Raw genomic sequence first — 23,637 nt, 5'->3', positions numbered from 1 at the left:
AACTTGATAATCACTACACTCATACCGTTGTAAAGGCTGGTAGGAGTGGTCAGAGATTGCTTGCGTCCACTTTGTGGTTCCCAGAAGACGGGCACCCCGCATCCTCCTTCGGGAGGAGCGGAACAATTGAATACACGCACGGCGTGTAACCCAGATTTGACCATGTGCCTTCGGGTGCGTGTGTCGCCAGGGTTACGGCGGCCATAGCGAGAGGGAAACGCCCGGTCACATTCCGAACCCGGAAGCTAAGACTCTCAGCGCCGATGGTACTGCAGGGGGGACCCTGTGGGAGAGTAGGACACCGCCGGACACCATTCACGATGGCCACCCAGAGATGGGTGGCCATCGCTGTTTAACCGGTCGGTCTCTCCTCGAAGAGGACCAGGGTTCGAGAAGGACCAAGGCCGGCCGAAGCGACGATGACCGTCGTCGCCCGACTCCGGAACGAGGAGCAGCGATGCGTCAGGACGACCCGAGGCCGGAGACCCGACCGAGCCGCTCGAGCGGCGATTCCAGCGTTACGGAGGAGACAGGTCTGTCCGACGAGCTTCTCTGGATCGAGCAGACACCGCTGAGCGAGAGGGGAGCCGGGTACCTCCAGCTGCAGGAGCGGTTGCGCATCCGCCTCGAGAACGCGGATCACGACCGATGACCGACGACTCCCGTCTCGACTCGGCTCTGGCCGCGCGGGGAATCGCCCGCTCCCGCACCCATGCGGCTCGGATGATCGCCGACGGGCTGGTGACAGTGGACGGCGCCCCTGCGCTGAAGCCCTCGATCCGAGTGCACGACGATCAGGACATCGCCGTCGCCGGACTCGACCACTACGTCAGCCGGGCGGCCCACAAGCTGCTCGCTGCCCTCGACACCTTCGTGACGGTGCGAGTCGCGGGCCGGAACGCTCTCGACGTCGGTGCGTCGACGGGCGGGTTCTCGCAGGTCCTGCTCGAGCGCGGCGCCGCGTCGGTGATCGCGCTCGACGTCGGGCACGCTCAGCTCGCCCCGAGGATCCGGTCCGACGATCGCGTTCACGTGGTGGAGGGGTTCAACGCGCGGGACCTCACCGCCGCCCGGCTCGCCGAGGCGGCCAAGACGGAGATCGTCCCGGACCTGGTCGTGTCCGACGTCTCCTTCATCTCCCTGCGGATGGTGCTGCCGCCGGTCGCCGCCTCCGTGGATCCGCTCGCCGACTTCGTGGTGCTGGTGAAGCCGCAGTTCGAAGTCGGCCGCCTGGGAGTGCGGGAGGGGATCGTCCGGGATCCGGAGCTGCGTCGCGAGGCGCTCTCGGACGTCCTCTGGTCGGCGTGGGACCTGGGGCTCGGCGTCGTCGGGCTGGCCGAGTCGCCACTCCCGGGTGGCGCTGGGAATCGCGAGTATCTGGCGCACCTCCACCGCGACCACGGAACGATTCCGACAGAATGGAGGGACGCGGTCACCGCGCTCACCACCGGATGACGCGATCGTGTCCGCCGCTGTCGATTGACCAGAAGGACACACCCTCGATGCAGTCCCCTCGAGACGAGCGCAACATCCTCGTCGTCGCCCATACCGGACGGACGGACTCCCTCGATGCGGCGGTCCTCGTCGTCGAGCGCCTCCGGAACTCCGGTGCCCACCCTGTCCTCTGCGCCGACGACAAGGGCGACATCGTCGCGGTCGCTCCTGGTCTGAGCGATGTCGCCGTGCTCGGGTCCGACGTGCCGCTCGAGTCCATCGAGCTGGTGTTCGTGCTCGGCGGGGACGGGACCATCCTCCGGGCGGCGGAGATCGTCCGATCCGGGACGGCCCCGCTGCTCGGCGTGAACCTCGGTCACGTCGGGTTCCTCGCCGAGAGCGAGCGGGACGATCTCGACGACGCCGTCGCGCGTGCGCTCGACGGCGACTACGCGGTCGAGGAGCGGATGACCCTGCAGGTGCGCGTGAAGATCGACGAGGCCGTCGTCTACGAGACCTGGGCCCTCAACGAGGCCACCGTCGAGAAGGGCAGCCGCGAGCGCATGCTCGAGGTCATGGTCGGTGTCGACGGACGTCCGCTGTCGAGCTTCGGCTGCGACGGCATCGTCGTGTCCACTCCGACGGGCTCCACCGCGTACGCCTTCTCCGGGGGCGGCCCCGTCGTGTGGCCGACCGTCGAGGCGATGCTCCTCGTCCCGCTCAGCGCCCACGCGCTCTTCGCGCGGCCCCTCGTCGTGGGCCCTTCGTCGAGCCTCGCCGTCGAGGTCAAGGAGAGGACCGACGGCGTCGGCGTCCTCTGGGCCGACGGCCGGCGCGCCTACGAGCTGCCGCCGGGAGCGCGCGTCGTCTACCGGCGCTCGCCCGTGCCCGTGCGCTTCGCGCGCCTGCACGACGCACCCTTCACCGATCGACTCGTGCACAAGTTCGGTCTCCCCATCCGCGGATGGCGGGGGTCGGCGGAGACGGAGTAAGGCCCGATGCTCGAAGAGCTGCAGATCCGCGACCTCGGAGTGATCGCCGAGGCGACGCTCCCGCTCGGACCGGGCTTCACCGCTGTGACCGGCGAGACCGGCGCCGGCAAGACGATGGTGGTCACGGCGCTCGGCCTCGTGCTGGGTGCGCGCTCGGACGCGTCCGCGGTGCGCTCGGGAGCGAAGCAGGCCTGGGTGTCGGGGCGCTGGCTGGTCCCCGAGGAGGGCCCGGTCGCCGAGCGCGTCCACGACGCAGGCGGAGATCTCGACGGCCCGGAGCTGCTGCTCGCCCGCTCGGTCTCGGCGGAGGGACGCGGCCGCGCCGTCGTCGGCGGCCGGAGCGCACCGGTCAGCGTGCTGAGCGAGCTCGCGGATCAGCTCGTCGTCGTGCACGGGCAGTCCGACCAGATCCGCCTCCGTTCCGCCGCCGCGCAGCGCGAGGCGCTCGACCGTTTCGGTGGCTCCGATCTCGCCGACGCCCTCCGCGACTACGCGAGCGCCTTCGAGCGGTGGCGGGCCAACCGGGAGGAGCTCGACTCCCTCACCGAGGCCCGGGAGACGCGCGCCCGCGAGGCCGAACGGCTCCGCTCCGCTCTCGCCGAGATCGAGGTGGTCGCTCCCCAGCGCGGTGAGGACGTCGAGCTCGCGGCGCAGTCCGCCCGGCTCGGGAGCATCGAGCAGCTGCGGCTCGCCGCCGGCGAGGCCCGTGAGGCGATCTCGTCCGAGGAGCTGGACGGGCGGGACGCGCTCGGGCTCCTCGAGACGGCGCGTCGCGTGCTGGAGCGGGCGGCCGAGCACGACGCCGCGCTGCAGCCGACGGTCCAGACGCTCGGCGAGGCGGCGGTGCTCCTCGTCGACGCCGCCGGCGGGCTCTCCTCGTACCTGGCGGAGCTCGACCTCGACGGCGCGCACGACCTGGAGCTGATCGAGAACCGGCGGGCGGAGCTGTCGCTGCTGGCCCGCACCTACGGACCGACGCTGGACGACGTGCTCGACCTGGTCGACTCCTCCGGACTGCGCCTTCTCGAGCTCGACGGCGACGACGAGCGGATCGCGGCGCTCGAGGCCGACACCGCGGCCGATGCGGACCTCGTCGACCGCCTCGCGACCCGCCTGACCGAGCTGCGGACCGCGGCGGCCGCCGAGCTGGGGGAGCGGGTCAGCGACGAGCTCACCGCGCTGGCCATGGCCGACGCGCGCCTGCACGTGAAGGTGACGGCTGCGGGGGAGCCGAGCGCCCACGGGCGCGACTCCGTCGAGATGCTGCTCCAGCCGCACACCGGGGCCGCACCCCGGCCCCTCGCCCGCGGCGCCTCGGGCGGCGAGCTCTCGCGGGTGATGCTCGCGATCGAGGTCGTGGTCGCCGCCAACGATCCCGTGCCGACGTTCGTCTTCGACGAGGTCGACGCGGGGGTCGGCGGAGCAGCGGCGATCGAGATCGGCCGGCGCCTCGCGCGGCTCGCCGAGACGTCTCAGGTGATCGTCGTGACCCACCTCGCGCAGGTCGCCGCGTTCGCGACGAACCACCTCCGCGTCGAGAAGGGCTCGGACGGCGCGGTGACCTCGAGCGCCGTGACGCAGCTCGACTCCGAGGAGCGGGTGTCCGAGATGGCGCGCCTGCTCTCGGGGCTCACCGACTCCGCCAACGCTCTCGCTCACGCACGGGAGCTCCTCGAATCGAGCCGGCGGGGCTGATCACGAGCGGCCCGGGACGACATCGATCCGTCCCGGGCGGTCCGCCGCCGCCGTTCTGCTGTTACGGTGGAACCCCGTGGTGGACTTTACGAACGCGGGCCTTTCCTCTTCTTCTCCCTCGGATCCCGAGGGCTCCTCCGGGTCCTCGACCCGGAACGCTTCGACGGCCGGGCAGGACGCCCCCTCGAAGATCACGAAGCACATCTTCGTCACCGGCGGTGTCGTCTCCTCGCTCGGCAAGGGCCTCACGGCCGCGAGCCTGGGCAACCTGCTGACCGCGCGCGGGCTGCGCGTCGTCATGCAGAAGCTCGATCCGTACCTCAACGTGGATCCGGGGACGATGAACCCGTTCCAGCACGGCGAGGTCTTCGTGACCGACGACGGGGCCGAGACCGACCTCGACATCGGCCACTACGAGCGCTTCCTCGACATCAACCTCAACCAGGCCGCGAACGTCACGACCGGTCAGATCTACTCGCGGGTCATCGCTCGCGAGCGCGCCGGCGAGTACCTCGGCGACACGGTCCAGGTCATCCCGCACATCACGGACGAGATCAAGCGCCGTATGCGCCTCCAGTCGGAGGACGACCCGCAGCCGGACGTCATCATCACCGAGATCGGCGGCACCGTCGGCGACATCGAGAGCCAGCCGTTCATCGAGTCGGCCCGGCAGGTCCGCCACGAGCTCGGCCGCCGCAACGTCTTCTTCGTGCACGTCTCGCTCGTGCCCTTCATGGGCGCCTCCGGCGAGCAGAAGACCAAGCCCACCCAGCACTCCGTCGCGGCGCTGCGCTCGATCGGCATCCAGCCGGACGCTCTGGTGCTGCGCAGCGACCGGCCCGTGTCGGAGTCGAACAAGCGCAAGATCGCGCTGATGTGCGACGTCGACGAGCAGGCCGTGGTCAACGCCAAGGACGTCGCATCGATCTACGAGATCCCGCAGATGCTCAACGAGCAGGGCCTCGACGCCTACATCATCGACCAGCTGGGGCTTCCGGCCGGCGAGGTCGTCTGGGACGGATGGTCGCGACTGCTCGAGGCCGTTCACGAGCCCAAGCACGAGGTCACCATCGGCCTGGTCGGGAAGTACATCGACCTGCCCGACGCCTACCTCTCGGTGACGGAGGCTCTGCGGGCCGGCGGATTCGCGCAGCAGACGAAGGTCGCGATCCGCTGGATCGCCTCCGACGGCCTCGAGGACCCGGAGGCGGCGGCCAAGGCGCTCTCGGAGCTCGACGGCATCTGCGTCCCCGGCGGCTTCGGGATCCGCGGCATCGAGGGCAAGCTCGGCGCGCTGCGCTTCGCGCGGGAGAACGGGATCCCGACGCTCGGGCTCTGCCTCGGCCTGCAGTGCATGGTCATCGAGTACGCCCGCAACGAGGCCGGCCTCGAGGGGGCCTCGTCGTCGGAGTTCGACCCGGAGACGGAGTTCCCCGTCATCGCGACGATGGCCGAGCAGGTCGAGATCCTCGCGTCCGGGGACATGGGCGGCACGATGCGCCTCGGCCTCTACACGGCCGAGCTCGCCGAGGGCTCGATCGTCGCCGAGGTGTACGGCGCTCCGGAGGCGGCCGAGCGCCACCGCCACCGCTACGAGGTCAACAACCGCTACCGCGACCGGATCGCCGAGGCGGGGCTCTGGTTCTCGGGCCTCTCGCCCGACGGCCACCTCGTGGAGTACGTCGAGCTGCCCCGCGAGAAGCACCCCTACTACGTGGGCACGCAGGCGCACCCGGAGCTCCGCTCGCGCCCGAACGCCGCGCACCCGCTCTTCCGCGGCCTCGTGACCGCCGCCCTCGAGCGCCAGGAGGCGTCGCGCCTCTTCCCGGCGTCGGAGGCGGGCGCCGATGAGTGAGCCGCTGTCCGACGAGCTCGTCGAGCCGGAGGTCCTGACCAGTGAGCGCGTCTTCGACGGGATGGTCTGGGGCGTCCGCGCCGAGACGTTCCGCTACGGAGGCGGCGAGCTGCGCCGGGAGTTCCTCGATCACACGGGAGCCGTCGCGGTGCTGGCGCTCGACGACGAGGACCGCGTCGCCCTGATCAAGCAGTACCGGCACCCGGTCCGCACCCGCGAGTGGGAGATCCCCGCCGGCCTGCTCGACGTGGAGGGCGAGGATCCTCTGGTCGCCGCTCAGCGGGAGCTGGGCGAGGAGACGGACCTGCAGGCCGAGCGCTGGGACCTGCTCTCGGAGTTCGCGACCTCGCCGGGCGGCAGCGACGAGGTCATCCGGATCTACCTGGCCCGCGGGCTCTCGTCCACCGGCTCCGCCTTCGACCGCGAGGCCGAGGAGGCCGACATGGAGCTGCGGTGGGTTCCGCTGGACGAGGCGGTCGAGGCGGTCCTCGCCCGCCGGGTGCAGAACCCCTCGCTGACGATCGCGGTGCTCGCGGCGCACGCGTTCCGCTCGCGCGACTGGGACGGGCTGGGCGACGCGTCCTCGCCGTGGACGCGTCACCCGCGGGTCCGCCACCCCCGGGGGTGAGCCCTCGCGCCTGCGCCGAGGCGTACCTCCGGCAGGCGAGCGTGGAGCGCGGGCTCTCGGCTCACACGCTCGCGGCGTACCGGCGCGACCTGGAGCTCTACCTCGGCTGGCTCGAGGAGCGCGGAAGCGCCGACCTGGCACAGCTCGGGCGAGTCGATGTGGGGGAGTTCTCCTCCTGGCTGGCCGCACGCCCGGAGCGGCCGCTCGCGGCGAGCTCGCGTGCACGGATCCTCTCGAGCGTCCGAGGGCTGCACCGCTTCGCCCTCGAGGAGGGGGTCGTCGCGGACGATGCGGCCCGGGACGTGGTGCCGCCGAAGATCCCGATGACGCTGCCGAAGGCGGTCACGGTGGAGCAGATGGCGGCGCTGCTCGACGCGGCGCGCGGCGAGGAGCTCGCGGACCTGCGGGACCGGGCGCTGCTGGAGCTGCTCTACGCGACGGGCGCGCGCATCTCGGAAGCGGTCGACCTGAACGTCGACGACATGGTCGACGCCGAGGTGGTGCGGCTGACGGGCAAGGGGTCGAAGCAGCGGATGGTGCCGCTCGGCCGCTTCGCCCGCGAGGCGGTGGACGAGTACCTCGTGCGCGCGCGGCCGGAGCTCTCGCGGAGGGGGCGCGCGACTCCGGCGCTCTTCCTGGGGGTCCGCGGGAGCCGACTGTCGCGGCAGAGCGCCTGGCTGGTCATCCGCGCCGTCGCCGAGAAGGCCGGCCTGGACCGGGAGATCTCGCCGCACACCTTCCGGCACTCCTTCGCGACCCACCTGCTCGCGGGCGGCGCCGACGTCCGAGTGGTGCAGGAGCTCCTCGGTCACGCCTCGGTGGCGACGACGCAGATCTACACGCTGGTGACGGCGGACACGCTCCGGGACGTGTACACGTCCGCGCACCCGCGAGCTCGGCGCTAGAGCCGCGGCCCCGTGCGGCGGGGCGCGGCGGCCGGGGAGCGGGGCGCCGGTACACTCGTCGGAGGCCGCGCGGGAGCGCACGCCGCCACGGAAGCGAGGACGACGCAGGTGACACGCAAGACGGACGACAAGGCCGAGCTCACCGGTCTCGAAGCCCCGACGCTCGGCCCGACCGGCCGCCCCCTGCGCGACTTCCCGCTGCCGGTGGAGCTCACCGGCCACGGCCCCGCCCGGATCATCTCCCTCTGCAATCAGAAGGGCGGCGTCGGCAAGACGACGACGACCATCAACCTGGGCGCGACCCTCGCCGAGTACGGCCGCCGCGTGCTGGCCATCGACTTCGACCCGCAGGGCGCCCTCTCGGCCGGCCTCGGCGTCACCACCTACGACGCCATCACGATCTACGACCTGCTCCTGGGCACCGTGAAGGACCCGGCCGAGGCGATCCGGAAGACCCGCGTGCCGGGCCTGGACGTCATCCCGGCCAACATCGACCTCTCCGCCGCCGAGGTCCACCTCGTCAACGAGGTCGCGCGCGAGCAGATCCTCGCCCGTGTGCTCCGCAAGGTGAGCGCGGACTACGACGTCGTCCTGATCGACTGCCAGCCCTCGCTGGGCCTGCTCACGGTCAACGCGCTCACCGCGAGCCACGGCGTGCTCATCCCGCTCGAGTGCGAGTTCTTCGCGCTGCGCGGCGTCGCCCTGCTGATCGAGACGATCGACAAGGTCCGCGACCGGCTCAACCCGGTGATCGAGCTCGACGGCATCCTGCCCACGATGTACGACTCGCGCACCCTGCACTCGCGAGAGGTGCTCGACCGCGTGGTCGACGCCTTCGGCGACAGCGTGCTCGAGACGGTGATCGGCCGGACGGTGAAGTTCCCGGACGCCAGCGTGTCCGGCGTCCCGATCACCCAGTTCGCGCCCGAGCACAACGCCGCGAAGGCGTATCGCAAGCTCGCCAGGGAGCTGATCTCGCGTGGCGCGGTCGCCTGAGGTCCTCCTCGAGGAGCGCTCCGCTCCCACCGGGTTCCACCTCGCGCTGACCAACTTCGAGGGTCCGTTCGACCTCCTGCTGAGCCTCATCGCGAAGCAGCAGGTCGACATCACCGAGATCGCGCTGAGCGCCGTGACGGACGAGTTCCTCTCGTACCTGCACGGGATCGACTCGCTCGAGGGGCTGGACCGCGCGTCGGAGTTCCTCGTCGTCGCCGCGACGCTCCTCGACCTGAAGATCGCCGGACTCCTGCCCCAGGGCGAGCTGGTGGACGCGGAGGACGCGGCGCTGCTGGAGGCGCGCGACCTGCTGTTCGCCCGGCTCCTGCAGTACCGGGCCTTCAAGCAGGTGTCGTCGTGGTTCGCCGAGAGGATCGCGATCGAGACCGTCCGTCACGTGCGCGACGTGCCTCTGGAGGAGGAGTACCGGTCCGCGAAGCCGGAGCTCGTCTGGACCCTGTCGCCCGCCGACTTCGCCGCCCTCGCGACCGTCGCCCTCGCTCCGCGCGAGCTGCCGACGGTGGGCCTGGACCATCTGCACGCCCCGCAGATCAGCATCCGGGAGCAGGCCGCCCACGTCGTGGCGATGCTGCGCGCCCGCGGGAGGGCCGGCTTCGGCGAGCTGATCGCGGACGCCGACGAGAAGGGCGTGATCGTCGCGCGCTTCCTGGCCGTGCTCGAGCTCTACCGGCACGCCGCGATCTCGTTCGACCAGCCGGAGCCGCTCGGCGAGCTCACGCTGCGCTGGGTCGCCGAGCAGTGGAGCGATGCGAGCCTCGCCGCGCTCGGAGCCGACTATGACTCCTGACGCCGGTCCCGGGACCGTCGCGTTCGAGATCGACCGGGCGATCGAGGCGATCCTGATGGTCGCGGACGAGCCGCAGCCGCTCGCCTCCCTCGCGACCGCGCTGTCGAGGCCGATCACCGTGGTCCGCCAGTCGATCGAGCGCCTGGTCGCCGACTACGACGGCGCCGACGGGGCGATCCGCCGGGGCTTCGAGCTGCGCGAGGTCGGTGCCGGCTGGCGGATCTACGTGCGCCGCGAATACGACCCGGTGGTCAAGGACTTCGTCCTGACGCAGAACCCGACGCGGCTCTCGCAGGCGGCGCTCGAGACGCTCGCCGTGATCGCCTACAAGCAGCCGGTCTCGCGCGGTCAAGTCGCGCAGATCCGCGCGGTCAACGTCGACTCCGTCGCGCGCACTCTCCTCGGCCGCGGCCTCATCGCGGAGGTCGGCCACGACCCCGAGACGGGCGCGGTCCTCTACGGCACCACCGAGCAGCTGCTCGTGCACCTCGGCCTCGCCTCGCTCGACGAGCTGCCGAAGATCTCCCCCCTACTGAGCGACGGAAGAGACGGATTCGATGAGCGCGCCTGACACCGGCCCCGACGGCGAACGACTGCAGAAGGTCCTCGCGGCAGCGGGAGTCGCCTCCCGACGAGTGGTCGAGGAGATGATCGTGGCGCGGCGGATCCGCGTCAACGGCGAGGTGGCGGACGAGCTCGGCCGCCGCATCGATCCGGCGACCGACCGGATCGAGGTCGACGGGGTCGCGGTGCAGCTGGACACCTCGCGCCGCTACGTGATGCTCAACAAGCCGATCGGCGTCGTCAGCTCGCTGGCGGACGAGAACGGCCGCACCGACCTCAGCCTCTACACGAAGAACTTCGAGGAGCGGCTGTTCAACGTCGGGCGCCTCGACGCCGAGACCTCGGGGCTGCTGGTGCTGACCAACGACGGCGAGCTCGCGCACGTCCTCGCGCACCCGTCGTTCGGAGTGACGAAGACCTACATCGCGAAGGTGCACGGGCAGGTCCTCCCGCAGACGATCGCGACGCTGACCTCCGGGATCGAGCTCGACGACGGACCGGTGGCCGCCGACAAGGCGCGGCTCCTCGGCCGGCCGGAGGGCCGCTCGAACGCCTCGCTCGTCGAGATCACCCTGCACTCCGGGCGCAACCGGGTCGTCCGCCGGATGATGGCGGCGGTCGGGCACCCGGTGATCGAGCTCGTCCGGCGCCAGTTCGGGCCGCTGCACCTGGGCACCCTGCGCTCGGGCGATCTGCGCGACCTGACCCGCGACGAGCTGGGCGCGCTGCTCACGATCGCACGCCAGGGCGGCGAGGCGGTCGCGGCCGCTCCCGCGGTCCCGTCGAAGAAGGCGAGCGCGGGCGCCCGACGGCCCCGGCCGGACAGCGGCGAGCGCGGCGCCCCTGCGGAGCGCGGCTCGGCCGGGCGCTCCTCGGACCGTGCCGGATCCTCCGGACGGTCCTCCGATCGCGGCGGCTCGGCGGGACGGTCCTCCGATCGCGGCGGCTCCTCCACAGGCGGCGGACGGAGCGAGGCTCCTCCGCGCCGGTCCGGTGCCGACAAGCAGCGCCGGACCGATCGCTAGGCTGTCGGAGTGAACGATCTCCTGCACCCCGCGCCGCCCGCGATGCGGACGACCGGGACGGTGCGGGTGGTCGGCTCCGGACTGCTCGGCGCCTCCATCGGCCTCGGCCTCGCCTCTCGCGGGATCGACGTCGTCCTCGACGACGCATCGCCCGCGAGCCTCTCCCTCGCCATCGACTACGGGGCCGGCCGCGCCGCCTCCGCCGACGACCGGCCCTCCGTCGTCGTCGTCTGCGTCCCGCCGGACGTCACCGCGAGCGTCGTCGAGCGCGAGCTCGCGGCACACCCCGGAGCGGTCGTCACCGATGTGGCGAGCGTCAAGACCCAGCCGCTGCGCGAGCTGCGCTCCCGCGGCGTCGACCTCGCCCGCTACATCGGCTCGCACCCGATGGCCGGCCGCGAGCGCGGCGGACCGGTCGCCGCGCGGGGAGACCTCTTCGTCGGCCGGCCCTGGGTGATCTGCCGCGACGGCGAGACCGCGCCCGACGCGCTCGCGCGGGTGGAGGGCCTCGCCCTCGACCTCGGCGGCACCATCGTCGAGATGGACCCGGAGGAGCACGACCTCTCGGTCGGCCTCGTGTCTCACGCCCCTCAGGTGATCTCGTCACTGCTCGGCCAGCGCCTCCTCGACGCCCCGAACGCGGCGCTCCGCCTCGCGGGCCAGGGCGTCCGCGACGTCTCGCGCCTGGCCGCCTCGGCTCCCGAGCTGTGGATGCAGATCCTCGCCGCGAACCGCGAGCACGTCGTCGCGGTGCTCGACGCCTTCCGCGACGACGTCGCCGCGGTCGCCGATGCGCTCCGCGACCTCGAGGCGCCCGGCTCGCGCCGCGTGCTCGCCGAGCACCTGGCCGCGGGCAACGCCGGAGTGGCGCGCCTGCCCGGCAAGCACGGCCAGGATCAGCGCTTCTCGACCCTGATCGTCCTCGTCGACGACTCGCCCGGAACCCTCGCGCGGCTCCTGGTGGAGATCGGCGAGGCGGGCGTCAACCTCGAGGACGTGCGCCTCGAGCACGCACAGGGACGCCGAGTGGGTCTCGCCGAGATCTCGGTGGTGCCCGAAGCGGTCGCGCCGCTGACCGAAGAACTGACCGCACGCGGCTGGAGGATCGCCGGATGAGCACCGAGCAGAACAGGCAGGAGGGCGGCTTGAACAGGATGACGCCCGCCCGCCGGGCCCAGCAGAGCATCCCGGAGGACGGGGGCGCGGCTCCCGAGCGCGAGGCGCGCTCCGAGGCCGCCGAGCAGGGCGACTTCGGCGAGGCCGTCGTAGTCGCCATCGACGGCCCGGCCGGCAGCGGCAAGTCCAGCGTGTCGAGGGCGGCCGCCCTCCGCCTCGACTTCGAGTTCCTCGACACGGGAGCCGCCTACCGCGCTCTCGCCTGGCACGGGCTCGACCGCGGCCTCGACTTCGAGGACCAGGACGCGATCGTCGACGCGCTCGACGGGTTCGACTACTCCATCGGCACCGATCCCGAGTCGTACTCGGTGTGGGTCGGTCCGACCGAGGTGACCGCCGCCATCCGCGAGCCCCGGGTGACGGCGCGCGTCTCGGCCGTGGCGAAGGTCCCCGAGGTCCGCCGGAGGATCACTCTCCTGTTCCGCAGGATCATCGGCGAGACGCGCCGGGAGGGCATCATCGTCGAGGGCCGGGACATCACGACGGTCGTCGCACCGACCGCTCCCGTTCGGATCCTGCTGACGGCGAGCGAAGAGGCTAGAATGGCGAGGCGTTCGCGCGAGGTCACCACGGAATCCGCCGAGGCGACGGGTCAGGCGCTGCGGTCGAGGGACCGCGCCGACTCGCAGGTGGTCGACTTCATGAACGCCGCAGAAGGAGTCACTCTTCTCGACTCCACTCATCTCGACTTCGAGCAGACCGTCGACGCGGTCGTCGCCGAGGTCCGAACTTCGAGAGCAAGGGCCGATCATGGCACAGGACACGCACGTCGGTGACGACGAGCTGAACTTCGGAGACGACGACCTCGTCGAGCGCCTCGGCGATCTCGACGAGCAGCTCGCCTCCTCACGCGCGCAGGCGCTCCGCAGCGGACTCGAGGACTACGACCTCGACGAGGAGGACCTCGACCTCCTCGAGTTCGCCGGGGAGGACTCGGACGAGGTCCGCTACCTCCCCGCCCTCCCGGTCGTGGCGATCGTGGGCCGCCCCAACGTCGGCAAGTCCGCGTTGGTGAACCGCATCCTCGGCCGCCGCGAGGCGGTCGTCGAGGACATCCCGGGCGTCACCCGCGACCGCGTGTCGTACAAGGCGGAGTGGATCGACCGGGCGTTCACCATCGTCGACACCGGCGGCTGGGAGCCCGACGCCCGCGGCATCGACGCCTCCGTCGCCATGCAGGCCGAGATCGCCATCGACCTCGCCGACGCCGTCATCTTCGTCGTCGACGCGAACGTCGGCGCGACCGCGACCGACGAGCACGTCGTGAAGCTGCTGCGCAAGACGAAGAAGCCGGTCTTCCTCGCCGCCAACAAGGTGGACGACGCCCGCCAGGAGCCGAACGCGGCCTCGCTCTGGTCGCTCGGCCTCGGCGAGCCCCGCCCCGTCTCGGCCGTCCACGGCCGCGGCGTCGCCGACCTGCTCGACGCGGTGCTCGAGAAGCTCCCGCTGGAGTCGGCCGTCGCCAAGCGCGAGGTCGGCGGACCGCGCCGCGTCGCGATCCTCGGCCGCCCGAACGTCGGCAAGTCCAGCCTGCTCAACAAGGCCGCGGGGGAGGAGCGGGTCGTCGTCAACGAGCTCGCCGGCACCACGCGCGACCCGGTCGACGAGCAGGTCGAGATCGCCGGCAAGGTGTGGCGCTTCGTCGACACCGCGGGCATCCGCCGCCGCGTGCACCTCCAGCAGGGCGCCGACTTCTACGCGTCGCTGCGCACCTCGACCGCGCTCGAGAAGGCCGAGGTCGCCGTCGTCGTCCTCGACGTCTCGCAGCCGATCTCGGAGCAGGACGTCCGCATCATCGACCTGGTGCTGGAGTCGGGCCGTGCGCTCGTGCTCGCGTTCAACAAGTGGGACCTCCTCGACGACGAGCGCCGCCGCTACCTCGAGCGCGAGATCGAGACCGACCTCGCCCACGTGGCCTGGGCGCCCCGCGTCAACATCTCGGCCCGCACCGGCCGCCACCTCGAGAAGCTCGTGCCGGCGCTCGAGCTCGCCCTCGAGTCGTGGGACACGCGCATCCCGACGGGCAAGTTCAACGCCTTCCTCGCCGAGCTCACCGCGGCGCACCCGCACCCCCTCCGCGGAGGGAAGCAGCCCCGCGTGCTCTTCGGCACGCAGGCCTCGTCGCGCCCGCCGACATTCGTGCTCTTCACGACCGGATTCCTCGACCCGGGCTACCGTCGCTACATCGCGCGCCGCCTGCGCGAGATCTACGGCTTCCAGGGGTCGCCGGTGAACGTCAACATGCGCGTCCGCGAGAAGCGCGCGCGCTGAGCGCAGCCGCACCCTGTCCGGCCCGTGGGAGATCCTCCTGCGGGCCGTTCGCGTTCCCGCGGTCCGGAAGCGGTCGGCCGGTCAGGAGTGGCCGCTCACTCCGGCGGGTCCCGGTCGTCAGCGACCACGGGATCCTGAGCCGTCGACGGCACGGGGACGTCGACCGCGGGACTTGACCCGTGGCGGGCCGCCGCGCCGGTGCACGCGCAGCCCTGAGGCGGAGCTCCGGTCAGTCGCCGGTGGCGAACGGCCACCACGGCGGCAGGAGCCGACGGTAGGCCGCGAGGTAGCTGTCGGGGTCGCGCGGCTCCGGGAGGCGGAGCCACTGCTCCATCAGACCGACGGAGCCCGCCGCGAGGTACGAGGCCGTCGCGTCCTCGAGGAAGCCGAGCGGTGCGTCCGCGGCCGGGACGTCGAGGATCCCCGTGTCGAGCGTCGCGGAGACGGCGGTGCGGAAGTGCCCTGCCAGCATCGCGCGGAGGCCCGAGTCCCCGCCGGGGGCGTCGAAGGCGCGGAGGTAGAGGTCGCGGTGGCCGTCCAGGTGGCCGAGGACGCGGGAGGTGCCCTCGCGGATGCTCGCGTCGGTCGCGGCACCGCTCTGGAGCTGCTGGAGGTAGCCCTCCCGGATCGCGTCGAGCTCGTCCTGCAGGGCGGCGCAGAGCAGCTCCGCGGCGGACGAGGCGTGGGCGTAGAAGGTGGAGCGGTTCACGCCCGCCAGATCGGTGATCTCGGAGACGGTGAGAGTGGCGACGTCGCGGCCGGTCGCGAGTTCGATGATCGCCCGGTGCAGGGCCACCTGTGATCGCTTCTGCCGCGCATCCACTGCTGACGCCTCCCGAGCTGCCGGCGGCGCGTCGACCCGTGCCGACGCGTTCCGCCCAACGAGTCTACGGGGCCCGCTCGTTTTCACTTCCGGCGTCGGCATCCGCTAAGGTAGTCGAGTTGCCCGGGCCTCGGCCCGGTCTGCCACGGGCTGTGGCGCAGCTTGGTAGCGCACTTGACTGGGGGTCAAGGGGTCGCAGGTTCAAATCCTGTCAGCCCGACGGAACGCCCAGGTGAGAGTACGTTTCTCACCTGGGTTTCGTCGTCTCCGTTGACCTTTTCGGGGAGCTTGATGGAATCGTCCGACCGCAGGTCTTGATGTCGGCCGACATGCTCCCCCTCGCCGCCGGTGCGACGAGCCGATGCCTGGCCGGGACCTGGAGCCCGCCGCGGCCGCGATCGCCGGCCTTCACCGAGGCCGCGGTGGCGTCGTTCGGGTGGACGGTTCGGGGCTCTGACGTTCGCGGTTCTCGTCTCCGACGAGGAACGCGTCGGCGCAAGCGGCAGCGTCGGTGAGGTGCCTGGTGTCGGCGTGGAGACAGCGGTGGGTGGTCTCGATCGATGTGCGGCCGAGGATGTCCTGGAGGACGTGGAGGGGGATGCCGGCCACGGCGAGCCAGGTTGCTCCGGTGTGCCGGAGGCCATGCCGGGTGAGGCTCGTCAGGCCGAGATCGGTGACGAGCTGATCCCCTGTCGTCGCGTCCCGCACGGAGGCGGTGGTCAGCACGCGATCGCGGGTCCGGTCAGTGATCGGTCCTCTGGCTCAGGGCCCGCGGTGAGGCGCTCGAGCGCAGGGGTGAGCGCTTGCAGGATCGGGACGTGCCGGATGTCTCGCCCCTGGGTCTGCTTGGTGACGAGGCCGCCTGCGCCAGGAGAGGTCTGGCGGCGGATCGTGACGAACCGTTGATCGCAGTGATGTCGCCGACGTGAAGCCCTGCGATCTCGGAGCCGCGTGCGGTGAGGAGCGCGCAGAGCATCGCGAGATCGGAACAGCTCTGATGTACCTCCCCACACCTCTCCGCCAGCGCCGTGAGCGTCGCGAGATCCTTGAGCGCGTGCACGCGCGGTGACCTGTGAACCCTGCCTTGAGCAGGAGGGCGACGTCGACGACCGGGAGCGTTTCCCCTGTCGAGGTGCTGGCGAGGAGCGCGGTCTCGGCAGCTGGGGGGGAAACGGGTCGCACGGGAGCCGATCGGGCGGTCGCCTTCATCCACGGACTCGGAGACGACCGTGATGCCGGGGCGCACCGGATCAGCAGGCTTCCGAGGCGCGGCGGTCGGCGTACCCGACCTCACCGCACTCGGCCCGGCCGCGGGGGAGTTCACTCTCGCGGACGCCCCCGCCGACGTCGTCGCGGCGTCCGCCTCGGCATCGAACGAGCGGACCTCTGCGGGGGGACTGCTCGGAGGTCTTCGGCTAGCGGTGGACCAGTTCCGAATCATGCGTGTGCAGACCGTGATGAGTGCCCTGAGGCCTTGCAGTGACGAAAACCGCAATGGCCATGCCAGCGTAAAGCAGGGTACTGACCAGCACCGTTCCGGTCGTGGTGAGCCAGAGCCGGAGCGCCAGATGGTCGTCACCATACGCCGCCACCGCGGAAACCGCCGTCAGCAGAGGGATTGCCCCAAGAAGGAGAGACACGAATGCGCGCCCCAGCGTCGCGTCTGAGAGCGCACGCGCTCCCACGCCGCCGAAGGAAGAACTGAGCAGGTAGACAGCCAGGGGAACGAGGAAAGCCAAACCCCAAAGAGGACTGCCCAAGACCATGGATATGCCGATGACCATTGCGGGTGCGCACACCAAGAGGTCGAGCAGAGCGTTGAGGCAGACTCCGACGATTCCAGCTTTGATGAGAGACAGGTCCGCCAGAAGAAGGTGTTGGTGATCGAGTTCTGTTGCGGCAGGTTGAGAAGGACCCGATACGGTGAGGACGAGGAGCGCGAGGAGAAGGCCGGTGCCTGCGGGAACGACGTCGCGCAGCAGAATCGGCACAAGGACGATGACGTTCATCACGAGGACCGTTCCGATGTACTGTGTCCGGCGGCGGCGTGCCTGGGCGAGGTGGCTGCAGAGGAGAGCTTGCAGGGGGGCATCAGGCCAGCGGGTCCAGGAGCTGAGCCCGGTTTTGTAACCGCGTCCCTGGAGGGAGGACGCCTGTCCGCCAGAGAGAACCTTCTGCAACTGGTTCGCCAGGATGCTCTCGTGAACTGCAGGCTCTACGAAGGCGTTCGCTCGTCCGATGACGATCGTCAGCACCGCGGCGGCAAGCACGAGAATGGCGCCGCTGACGCCGAGGCCGCTGTGTTCCGGCTCAAGGACTGCGCGGAACGGTGACGCCCCTGTTTCGGTCACGACGTCGACGAGCCACAGGTTTTCGCCGACTCCGACGAAGCGTGCCACGAAGGAACCGACCCAGACCAACGCCGCTGCAGCGAGTGTCGAGATGCCCGCCAGCCGCGCCCCCTTGAACCGGGACTGACCCAGGAGGTGAGAACCCAATGAGGCGGCACGGATCGCAAGGAGAACACTGAGTACGGCGAACCCGGAGATGGGGCTGAGTGCTGGCGGTTCGCCTCGGAGCGCCAAGGCGACTGCTGCTGATACCGTCGCGCCGATGAAGGCGCTCAGTGAGGCGCCGACGCCATGTACGAGAAGCACGACCCGAGGCCCGTGCCGGCTCTGCAATGCCCAGGAGACGTCCCCAGGCTGAAGCCGGAGGGGCGACCCTCGTCGAGCTGTCAAGGAAACAATGATCAAGCACAACCCGAAGACGAATCCTGCGACGTAGGGCTGGGCAGTGGATGGGTCGCTGGCGAGGTGATCGCCCTGCGTCACAAGGACCCAGATGTATCCGCCGGTTGCGACGACCACAAAGACGAGTGCCAGGGGGTTGAAGAGAAGAATTCGGAGCTCTCGTAGGCGCATGAGCACTTGCGCGAGCGCGAGCGCCGCGGCTGACGACTGGACTTCGACTCTCGGGCTATGCGGATTCATTGCGGATAGCTCCGACGATGGTGAGGTATGAGTCTTCGAGGGAGTCCCGTGAGGCGGAGTCATCGCTGAGGTCGGCGACATGGGCGATTTCTCCGCCATAGAGAATCAGAACTCGATCTGCGATCCGCGCGAGTTCCCCCAGCCCGTGCATGGAGATCAGGATGCCATGGCCGTCTTCGGACAAGTGCCGGATCTCCTCCCTCAGCTCCCTCGCCGAGACCGGGTCCAGTCCGTTGAACGGCTCATCGAGGAGAAGTACACGAGATCCCTTGCGGAGGGCGAGCACAAGGGCAAGCTTGCGACGCATGCCCTGGGAAAGCTCGTGCGGCAGCGCATCGTGCTTATCTCGCAGTCCGTAGCGTTCGAGCAGATCCAACGCGACCTCGGCACTACTGCGCGTACCGTTGAGGCGTTCGATGAGTCGGACGTGTTCGACGACGCTGAGGCCGGGGTAGAGATCCGGATCTTCGGGCATGAGGCTGAGGGCTCGGCGCGCCCCAGGGGAACCGATGGGGTGCCCAAGGACGGACGCGGTGCCTCTCGTCGGCGAGTAGAGGCCGGCGAGAGTGCGCATGAGCGTCGTCTTTCCAGCCCCGTTCGGCCCGATGAGGCCGACGACTTCTCCTTCGCCGATCTCGAAGGTCATGCTGTTCAAGATCTGCAGACGATCGACGTCCTTGCCCAGCCCGCGAACCTCCATCACGGGGGCACTGTTGTTCGTCTCAACCATCACCATGACCCAGCCATTCATGGAGTGTTTGGCCGGCTGATTCGACCATCTCGCCAACGGAGGCGAGTTCGCCACTGTCTACGAAGCTCCGGAGCACAGTCCGCACGTCGGGCGAACCGCCGGCTGCTGCGCGCTCGATCTCGCGCTGGAGCCGTGGTTCGACGTCCGGGCGGCGGGCGGGCAGAAGACGCTGCCGCAAAGAGGGCGGCTCAGGTTGCACCTGCCATCCTCGCCGCGCTCCGTACTCGATGACTGCACTACTGGCCGGAGTTCTTGCTGGTTCTGTTGCTGCGAGCGCGAAGGCTACGTGCTCCGGTGAGACAGCAACCCCGTGGCGCCGAGCAACGTGACCTGCGAACGCCATGACCCGGCGAAATTCCTTGATTCCGTTCATGATCAACCTCCTTTGCTTTCCGTGTGGGGCCTCGTGCGGCCGCCGAGAAGTCCGGCGACGGCTCGTACGAGTACTTCTAGGGGCCCGCGTATCCCGCAATGGTGCAGGACAGCACAGAGGCCACTCAATATCGCGAAAAGGACGCCAGCGATTCCCATGGCGGCACTCATCGAAAGTTGTCCGTATGCCCCGAAACCATACGCGACGAGCGTGCACAGGATGCTTGACCCGAGATAGATGGTCAGGGTGTATCGTCCCACTATTGCGAGGAACTGTGCACTCCGAAAACCGTTGAGGCGGGACTCGTTTCGTAACACCGCCACGTAGAGCGAAATCGCGAGCAGAGGTGGTGCAGAAACTTGGCAGCATGCAGCAACGGCGCTGGCTATGCCAGCCGCCTGAGGGCGAGCCACCTGGACGAAGACCTGGAACGCGTACGCCAACGTGGCGGCCACGAGGATCAGTCGGAGTGCGACGCCGACTCTGCGGCTGTGCAGCAGGTCGGCGGAACCTGAACGGAGGCGAGCGAGCCCGATACCGACGAGCAACAGACCCACCAACTGCGGGATGCCCACGAGTGCGAAGTCTTGGAAGTAGGACAGCCAATCGTCGAGTCGTTGCTCCTGGATCGCAAGCCAGTCCCGCGACGAATACGCGTATTCTGCCCTGATCGACAATGCGCGGTATCCCTTCTCGGTGAGATCTGCGGCCTCGTCGGGGCCTGATTGTGAGACTGCGATTCTGGCCAGCAGGTCGGCCATCGTGAGGATCAGGGGTAGGAACATGATGCTGAGGCCGACTGTGATCTGGGCCAGTGGCGGTCGTGCACGGAAGTAGAGTGCGATCATCCCAGCGGCGAGGTAGTAGAAGAGTATGTCGCCCCACCAGATGAGCAGTCCATGAATGAGTCCGATCGCGCCGATGATCAAGAGGCGACGTAGCGCGGTGTGGAACTGGGAAGGACTCTCGCCGGCGTGTGATAGACCGAGACCCATCGTGAGCACGAACATGCCCATTCCGCTCATCGGTGGGATAGCGAGAAACAATGCGGTGGCCAGATCGTTGAGGAAGACTCCGTGCATCAGATTTTCGCCGATGGCCATTTCGTACCTGATGGGCGTCAGAATGAGTGCCACATTGGTGAGCAGGAGGAGCAGAACTCCCAGCCCGCGAACACAATCGGGGCCGGGTAGCCGAGTGTCATTCGTGGAGGGCGTGCGTGCGGCCTGTCCGGTCATGCTCCCTCGCCTGACTCGCGCTGCTGTGCCAACTGGACGACGAGCTTGCGGATGGCGTGCTTGCTCACGCCCCGCTGCGCTGAGCCGCTCAGGTCGGTAGCGGCCCCGTGATGTTCTTCGGCGATCAGGTAGCCATCTGCGTGAAGCTGGTCCAACACTCTCTTCGCCGCCGGCTTTGCGGCCATTTCGCGGTTCAGCGTCGGGACGACACCGACGGGCCCTGAAAAGTTTGCAATGGCGAGGGTCAGGAGGTTGCCAGTGGCGCCAACTGCCAGCCCGCTGAGGGTGTTCAGTGTGGCTGGAGCGACGAGCGCCGCATCGCAGGCGGCCGGGATCGCTCGGTGCACAGGAAGCGTGTTCTCGATCGCCATGCTGTCGATGTAGACATCGCTTGCAAGAGCGGAGCTGACCAGCGTCGGCGCGATCATGCGAACCGCGGCGGGTGTCATGATCACGACGTACTCCTGAACGAGCGCACCTCTCATCTGGACGAACTCAGGCAGTACTGAAAGCAACGCTGAGGACCCGGTCAGCCCGAGGAGAAGTCGCCGAATGCTAGTTTCCACCGGAGTCCTCCGCCGGGAGGAGACGATACGGACGCTCGGGGACGAAGCCACCCGACCTGAACTCGTGAGCGACGACTCTCATGAGAATGTCGCGGTCCCACCCCGGTTGCGTTCGAAGAGCCCGCGCTACGCAGTGGGCACGTTCTTCGCCAGCACTGGTCCGAGCACGCCCTTCCATCCACGAAATCCCCGGCTGTTCTGCTCTGGCGAAAAGGGACGTCTCCACGTTCGGGTCGAGCCCGTTTCGGATCTCATCGGTGTTGACGGCTTCGAGAACGGCGTCACGTGCCTCATTGCCGACGTAGATGGTGAACGAATCGGGTCGAACGAGTTCCTTCCGATCTGTGAGCGCTTTTACAACGAAGCGGTCAGTGAGGCGCGGCAGCGCCTTGGACAGGTATCTGCCGACACGATTTGCGTGCTCATGGTGCACAGCGAGGTAGATTCGCGTACCAGTTTCTGCGGGCTCGTCCGCAGAAAGGAGCGCGCAGAACCCGGGAGTGAAACGGTCTCGAATAGCCGGCAGCCGTAGGCATCCGTCGGCCGTGATCTCCTCTTTCGCGACCAAGATGTGGAGGCCGCCGCGCTCGAACACGAGTGCATCAGGTCTCGGAGAAGGCGCCCGGCGCCACCCGTCCTCGACACGAAGCTGGTGGCCGAATATGTCCTTTGCTCGAAGGATACGACCGGCAGGGATCATCGGACCGGGTGCTTGATTGCGTCGCAGATGGAGCAGGTCGTACAAGTCGCTTGTGAGCCTGCTCTCATCTTCGCGATCGAGCCCGTTTTTCACCTGGGTCAGAACGTCGATGATTTTTCGATTCATCGAGGGACCCGCCAGTTGCTCCGGAGCCAGTTGTAGGACGCGTCCAGGTTGAGCGGCCTCAACATATGTGACGGGTTTCTGACGAATGTGCAGCCAGTGATGGTGAGGAGCCGTGCCAGGCGCGTTTCGGCGTAGAACTGGTGCGCCAGTGCTCCTGCCCGATGGAGAAGGTAGACGCCCGCGAACCCTGTGAGGCGGGCGAGGAATTCTTCATGCTCGATGAGCTCTAGCGATTCTGCGCGCGCGCCGGCCCGGTATCCCGCGATGATCGAGCGCGATTGAATGAAGGATTCCCGGAGTACGCGGTCGATGAATTGGCTTGCGCTCTCCTCGTCTTCCAGAGCCGTGGACACGGCTACGTGTTCGAGAACTGATCCGACAAGCGTTCCCAGATCGAAGAGCGGGTCGCCGATCCTGGACAGCTCGAAGTCGATGAGGTGGATCTCACCTTCGTCTCCCACCAGGATGTTGTCCAGGCGTGCGTCCCCGTGAATCAAGGTCGGCGTCGTTGGTGAGGCCAGTTCCGCGAGCCGAGATCCGATCAGGGGCTCGGACTGGAGAGCGCGGACGACCTGAAGTTGCCCGGACGATGCTTCGATGAGATCCACGGGCTGAAGAGGTTCGGCGCTGGGGACGAGCTCCTCGAAATCGCCGAGAAGTCGTTGGACCCATTCGGGCGCCTGCACACCTTTGGCGTGAATCCGAGCGAGCACCATGCCAAGCGACGCCCACGCCTGTTCATCTGTTCCGAGACGACCCCAGTTCTCTCTGGCAGACCCTCCTTGCAGGTAGTCCAGCAGCAGAACGTCGCCGTTCCGGTCGTGGAGGATGCAACGCGGTGCCAGGTCCGCAATCTCCAGCTCGTCGAGCAGGTGGTAGACGAGGCCTTCGTTCAAGAGTGCACCGTCCCCGGAGAGCGATCGTCTCGTGCCACGCTTGAGAAGTAGTTCGCGCCCGCTATCGGTTCGGACGCGAACTACTTCGTTGCGCTGGTCATGCAGAACCTCGACCGACAAACACGTGACCCCCTTGGAAGACAAATATGCGTTCCACTCGAATCGGGTGTTCTCGGTCAATTCTGCTCCTCGTTTCGCGGCGGGTCCGCCGTTGAGTGACTCAGCTGGGGGCGTGCGTGCTGGGGTACGTCAGCACTTCAGCAGCCACGTGGCGCACTTGAGGACCACCGTGGTGCGGATGACGATGCCGCCCATCTCGGGAGCGATGTAGTCGTCACCCAGCATCGCGCTGATGTGCGCCTCGAACGCGTCGACGTCTTCGATCAGCTCCTTGCCGTGCTCGGCGACAGCGACGTCGGCGGCGCGGCGGATGAAGTCGAGGTAGTCGCGCTGCTCCGGCGAGAGCGAGTCGCGGAACTCGTGGAACTTCACCGTGAACTCGGCGAGTCGGCTGCTCTCCGGGTCGCAGAGGACCTGGAGTTCGGCGTCGAGGTCGATGGTGCCCACAACTGCAGACATGAGTTCTCCTTCGCTGAGGTTCCGTGACACTACGTCACGGAACCCCAGGTTAGGTCCTCACTCGTCGGGCCGCAAGAGGTTCGCTCAGGAGCGTCGAAAAGGCTCGCGGTCAGTGGTGTGGCCAATCGAAGGGCTGATTGGTGCACCGCTGCATGGCGGAAGGCTGGTTCGCGGGCGCGTGTCATGTCGCGTTGGAAGATCCGCGTTCACGTCAAGGCGATGCAGGACGCGGCGAGGCCAGAG

At 68.9% G+C, this 23,637-nt stretch carries 21 protein-coding genes, 1 tRNA gene, 1 rRNA gene and 1 pseudogene; 15 read left to right on the top strand and 9 right to left on the bottom strand.

Annotated elements, in window-relative coordinates; translation table 11 throughout:
* The first annotated feature begins 193 nt into the window (after nt 1-193).
* The 14 genes and pseudogenes from rrf (at nt 194) to der (ending at nt 14,349) form a co-directional block, all read left to right on the top strand.
* A 5S ribosomal RNA gene (gene rrf / locus C5C24_RS04800) occupies nt 194-310 on the top strand.
* A gap of 338 nt (nt 311-648) precedes the next feature.
* Nucleotides 649-1,455, top strand: coding sequence for a TlyA family RNA methyltransferase (locus C5C24_RS04790; protein ID WP_104304430.1), 807 nt, complete (start codon nt 649-651; stop codon nt 1,453-1,455).
* Between the two features lie 47 nt (nt 1,456-1,502).
* Nucleotides 1,503-2,426, top strand: coding sequence for an NAD kinase (locus tag C5C24_RS04785; RefSeq protein ID WP_104225425.1), 924 nt, complete (start codon nt 1,503-1,505; stop codon nt 2,424-2,426).
* Between the two features lie 6 nt (nt 2,427-2,432).
* Nucleotides 2,433-4,121 (top strand): DNA repair protein RecN, encoded by a 1,689-nt coding sequence (gene recN / locus C5C24_RS04780; RefSeq protein WP_104277616.1) that lies wholly within the window; start codon nt 2,433-2,435, stop codon nt 4,119-4,121.
* 190 nt (nt 4,122-4,311) lie between these two features.
* Nucleotides 4,312-5,976 carry a CTP synthase gene (locus C5C24_RS04775; protein ID WP_104222604.1) on the top strand — a complete coding sequence of 555 codons (1,665 nt, stop codon included), beginning with the start codon at nt 4,312-4,314 and terminating at the stop codon, nt 5,974-5,976.
* Nucleotides 5,969-6,604, top strand: coding sequence for an NUDIX hydrolase (locus C5C24_RS04770; protein ID WP_104233392.1), 636 nt, complete (start codon nt 5,969-5,971; stop codon nt 6,602-6,604). Before C5C24_RS04775 ends, C5C24_RS04770 begins: the two co-directional genes overlap by 8 nt.
* On the top strand, nt 6,601-7,509 hold the full coding sequence (gene xerD / locus C5C24_RS04765) for a site-specific tyrosine recombinase XerD (RefSeq protein ID WP_104304429.1): 909 nt from the start codon (nt 6,601-6,603) through the stop codon (nt 7,507-7,509). The genes C5C24_RS04770 and xerD overlap by 4 nt, the downstream gene beginning before the upstream one ends.
* Before the next feature lie 108 nt (nt 7,510-7,617).
* Nucleotides 7,618-8,505 carry a ParA family protein gene (locus tag C5C24_RS04760; RefSeq protein WP_104277614.1) on the top strand — a complete coding sequence of 296 codons (888 nt, stop codon included), beginning with the start codon at nt 7,618-7,620 and terminating at the stop codon, nt 8,503-8,505.
* Entirely contained in the window at nt 8,489-9,313 is an 825-nt protein-coding gene (locus tag C5C24_RS04755) for a ScpA family protein (RefSeq protein WP_104277613.1), read from the top strand. The genes C5C24_RS04760 and C5C24_RS04755 overlap by 17 nt, the downstream gene beginning before the upstream one ends.
* Nucleotides 9,303-9,884, top strand: a complete 582-nt coding sequence (scpB, locus tag C5C24_RS04750) for an SMC-Scp complex subunit ScpB (RefSeq protein WP_104304428.1) — start codon at nt 9,303-9,305, stop codon at nt 9,882-9,884. Before C5C24_RS04755 ends, scpB begins: the two co-directional genes overlap by 11 nt.
* Nucleotides 9,871-10,641 (top strand): annotated as a pseudogene (locus C5C24_RS04745) (pseudouridine synthase); the annotation flags it as partial. The gene scpB and the pseudogene C5C24_RS04745, both read left to right, overlap by 14 nt.
* Before the next feature lie 303 nt (nt 10,642-10,944).
* Nucleotides 10,945-12,018, top strand: a complete 1,074-nt coding sequence (locus tag C5C24_RS04740) for a prephenate dehydrogenase (RefSeq protein ID WP_104277625.1) — start codon at nt 10,945-10,947, stop codon at nt 12,016-12,018.
* Nucleotides 12,015-12,854 (top strand): (d)CMP kinase, encoded by an 840-nt coding sequence (gene cmk, locus C5C24_RS04735; protein ID WP_258065050.1) that lies wholly within the window; start codon nt 12,015-12,017, stop codon nt 12,852-12,854. Before C5C24_RS04740 ends, cmk begins: the two co-directional genes overlap by 4 nt.
* On the top strand, nt 12,829-14,349 hold the full coding sequence (gene der / locus C5C24_RS04730) for a ribosome biogenesis GTPase Der (protein ID WP_104304427.1): 1,521 nt from the start codon (nt 12,829-12,831) through the stop codon (nt 14,347-14,349). Before cmk ends, der begins: the two co-directional genes overlap by 26 nt.
* Nucleotides 14,350-14,578: 229 nt before the next feature.
* Here der and C5C24_RS04725 read toward each other — a convergent pair whose 3' ends face one another.
* Complete coding sequence (locus C5C24_RS04725; protein ID WP_181109991.1) at nt 14,579-15,172, bottom strand: TetR/AcrR family transcriptional regulator; 594 nt, start codon at nt 15,170-15,172, stop codon at nt 14,579-14,581.
* Nucleotides 15,173-15,318: 146 nt separating this feature from the next.
* Between C5C24_RS04725 and C5C24_RS04720 the strand changes: the two genes are divergently transcribed.
* Nucleotides 15,319-15,392 (top strand) — tRNA-Pro (locus tag C5C24_RS04720).
* Nucleotides 15,393-15,580: 188 nt separating this feature from the next.
* Here the strand turns inward: C5C24_RS04720 and C5C24_RS18325 are convergent.
* From C5C24_RS18325 to C5C24_RS04685, 8 genes are all read right to left on the bottom strand, one after another.
* The gene (locus tag C5C24_RS18325) at nt 15,581-15,898 is read right to left on the bottom strand and encodes a site-specific integrase (RefSeq protein ID WP_258065049.1); all 318 of its coding nucleotides are present in this window, start codon (nt 15,896-15,898) and stop codon (nt 15,581-15,583) included.
* Between the two features lie 689 nt (nt 15,899-16,587).
* Nucleotides 16,588-17,829, bottom strand: a complete 1,242-nt coding sequence (locus C5C24_RS04710) for a hypothetical protein (RefSeq protein WP_146082523.1) — start codon at nt 17,827-17,829, stop codon at nt 16,588-16,590.
* Between the two features lie 322 nt (nt 17,830-18,151).
* A complete protein-coding gene (locus tag C5C24_RS04705; protein WP_104304426.1) occupies nt 18,152-18,916 on the bottom strand; it encodes an ABC transporter ATP-binding protein in 765 nt (254 codons plus the stop codon).
* A gap of 375 nt (nt 18,917-19,291) precedes the next feature.
* Nucleotides 19,292-20,425, bottom strand: coding sequence for a DUF418 domain-containing protein (locus tag C5C24_RS04700; protein WP_181135481.1), 1,134 nt, complete (start codon nt 20,423-20,425; stop codon nt 19,292-19,294).
* Nucleotides 20,426-20,523: 98 nt separating this feature from the next.
* Entirely contained in the window at nt 20,524-21,093 is a 570-nt protein-coding gene (locus C5C24_RS04695) for a phosphopantothenate--cysteine ligase family flavoprotein (RefSeq protein ID WP_181135480.1), read from the bottom strand.
* Nucleotides 21,083-21,919, bottom strand: a complete 837-nt coding sequence (locus tag C5C24_RS17560) for a T3SS effector HopA1 family protein (protein ID WP_146082522.1) — start codon at nt 21,917-21,919, stop codon at nt 21,083-21,085. Before C5C24_RS17560 ends, C5C24_RS04695 begins: the two co-directional genes overlap by 11 nt.
* Nucleotides 21,916-22,995 carry an aminoglycoside phosphotransferase family protein gene (locus tag C5C24_RS04690; RefSeq protein ID WP_104304423.1) on the bottom strand — a complete coding sequence of 360 codons (1,080 nt, stop codon included), beginning with the start codon at nt 22,993-22,995 and terminating at the stop codon, nt 21,916-21,918. Before C5C24_RS04690 ends, C5C24_RS17560 begins: the two co-directional genes overlap by 4 nt.
* A 69-nt stretch (nt 22,996-23,064) precedes the next feature.
* Entirely contained in the window at nt 23,065-23,394 is a 330-nt protein-coding gene (locus tag C5C24_RS04685) for a hypothetical protein (protein WP_146082521.1), read from the bottom strand.
* Nucleotides 23,395-23,637 lie beyond the last annotated feature (243 nt).

This window comes from Rathayibacter sp. AY2B3, assembly GCF_002931755.1.
Classification (GTDB): Bacteria; Actinomycetota; Actinomycetes; order Actinomycetales; family Microbacteriaceae; genus Rathayibacter.
The sequence above is the reverse complement of the archived record's forward strand: the minus strand, read 5'-3'. Positions and strand labels throughout refer to the sequence as shown.